1 protein-coding gene is annotated in these 1,847 nt (G+C 62.0%); it reads right to left on the minus strand.

Translation table 11 applies throughout. The features are described from left to right. Nucleotides 1–358: 358 nt before the first annotated feature. A partial coding sequence (locus ABX749_RS31490; RefSeq protein WP_372899521.1) for a MutS family DNA mismatch repair protein occupies nucleotides 359–1,847 on the minus strand: 1,489 nt, incomplete at its 5' end.

Below are 1,847 nucleotides of genomic sequence, written 5' to 3' on the forward strand. Positions count from 1 at the left end.
GGACGCAATTCATTTCCAGTCCCCCAGACCCTCAAGGCACGTCTCGTACCGAGGCGGCACGCGTTTCCTCCAGCTCCTCGGCTGGGGCACTCTGAAAGCCGTGCGACAGAGGCTAAGGGCTTGGACCAGCCCCTAAAAAAGGACCTGCGACGCCGGTGGGGAGAACCGCGCCGACGGGTTGCGGAGAGAATAGGCGACCGCTGCTTGATTTCTGCGCCATCGCAGCGCCGCTTTCCCGGGCCCACTGGACCACCGACGGACGCCAGCCTGACGCAACGATCGTGAAATGGGACACATCGGACCAATCGGACTCATCGGTCGCATCAGTCCCATCCAGCGGTGGCCCCTTCGACCGAACCTACGGCTGCTGCGATCCCAAGCCGACGATTTCCAACAACCGCAGCGCGTTGGTCGTGGGGCTGACGCCGGAATGCATCTGATAGTCGAACGTCATCTGCTCGTTGCCCGAAGCGTCCGGGGTGATCGTTTCGCGAAAGTGCACAATCTCCGACACCGCCTGCAATTCCGGTTCATCGGCAAGCTCCAAGTCGTGCGTGCTGATCGCTCCGATCGCGCCGCATTCGATAAGATGACGCAGGACCTGGGTGACGGCAATTTGGCGTTCGCGAGAATTGGTTCCCTGCAGGATCTCGTCGAGTAGAAACATCGAGACACAGCGTTTGTTGGATGCCATCGCCCGAGCCCGATCGACGACCCCTTTGAGCCGATGCAGCTCGGCCATGTAGAACGAAACACCTTCGGCCAGATTATCACGGACACGAATGCTGGTTGCCAATTCGGTCGAAGGCAGACTCAGTGACGTCGCACACACCGGCGCGCCGGCGCCGGCCAAGGCGACGTTCAACCCGACGCTCCGCAGCATCGTGCTCTTGCCCGACATGTTGCTTCCGGTGACCAGCAGCACCGTCCCGGCCGGCCCGACCGTGACGTCGTTGCAAACACGACTGTCGTCCGGCAGCAAGGGATGCCCCAACCCTACGGATCGGAACACCGCCGATTGGATTTCATCCGCACCGGCGTCGGCCCAACGCGGAAAGACCCAATCGGGGTTCTCGTCGCAAACCGCCGCCAGCGACATCAGCGCCTCCAGTTCCCCGAACGCGTCAAACCAACGCGGCACCGATTGGGCATAGGTTTTCTGCCAGGCTTCCAGTTTCTGCAGGACTCGAATGTCCCACAAGGAGAGGGCCTGCAGCGGCAAATAAAGCAGGAACGTGGACGCGGACGATCGCAGCGACCCGAGCGATGCGACGCGTGCCAGCGCGTTCATCCCCAGACGGGCTGATTGTTCCGGGTCATCCAACAGCACACGATGCAGATGGTCCAGCCGATCCCCCGGGGAGTGTTCGTCGGACTGAACGTCCGCTTCACTTTCCAACCATTCGGCCGCGGAGAACAGTTCGCGATACTCATCGACCGACTGACGACTGGCCATGGCGATCGAAAAAATCTGGTGAACCGGCCCCAGCATGACCGTGGTGATGACGACGTTGATCACGACCAACCCGATAGCCACCGCGAGCGCAATCTGTGCGACGACTGTGGGTACCACGCCGATCCGCGACGCGATCAGCACCAGGACGGAGACGATCGCCGCCAGGGCGGAGGCGTTCGCCCAAATCGACAGCCAGCGGTTCTTGTCCAACCACGAATCGGATTGCGACCAACGGATGAATTCATCGGGGTCGCCGGTTCCCTCGCCGACATGTGCGGCCAGTGAATAAAAACGAAAACGCTCGTCTCTCCGCGGCGTCAACCGTCGGACCGCTGCACTGCGGCCCCGCGCGACCTCTGCGTCGGCGACCCCGGTCAACCAATTCGCCAAC

Source organism: Stieleria sp. (assembly GCF_041595215.1).
Taxonomy (GTDB): domain Bacteria; phylum Planctomycetota; class Planctomycetia; order Pirellulales; family Pirellulaceae; genus Stieleria; species Stieleria magnilauensis.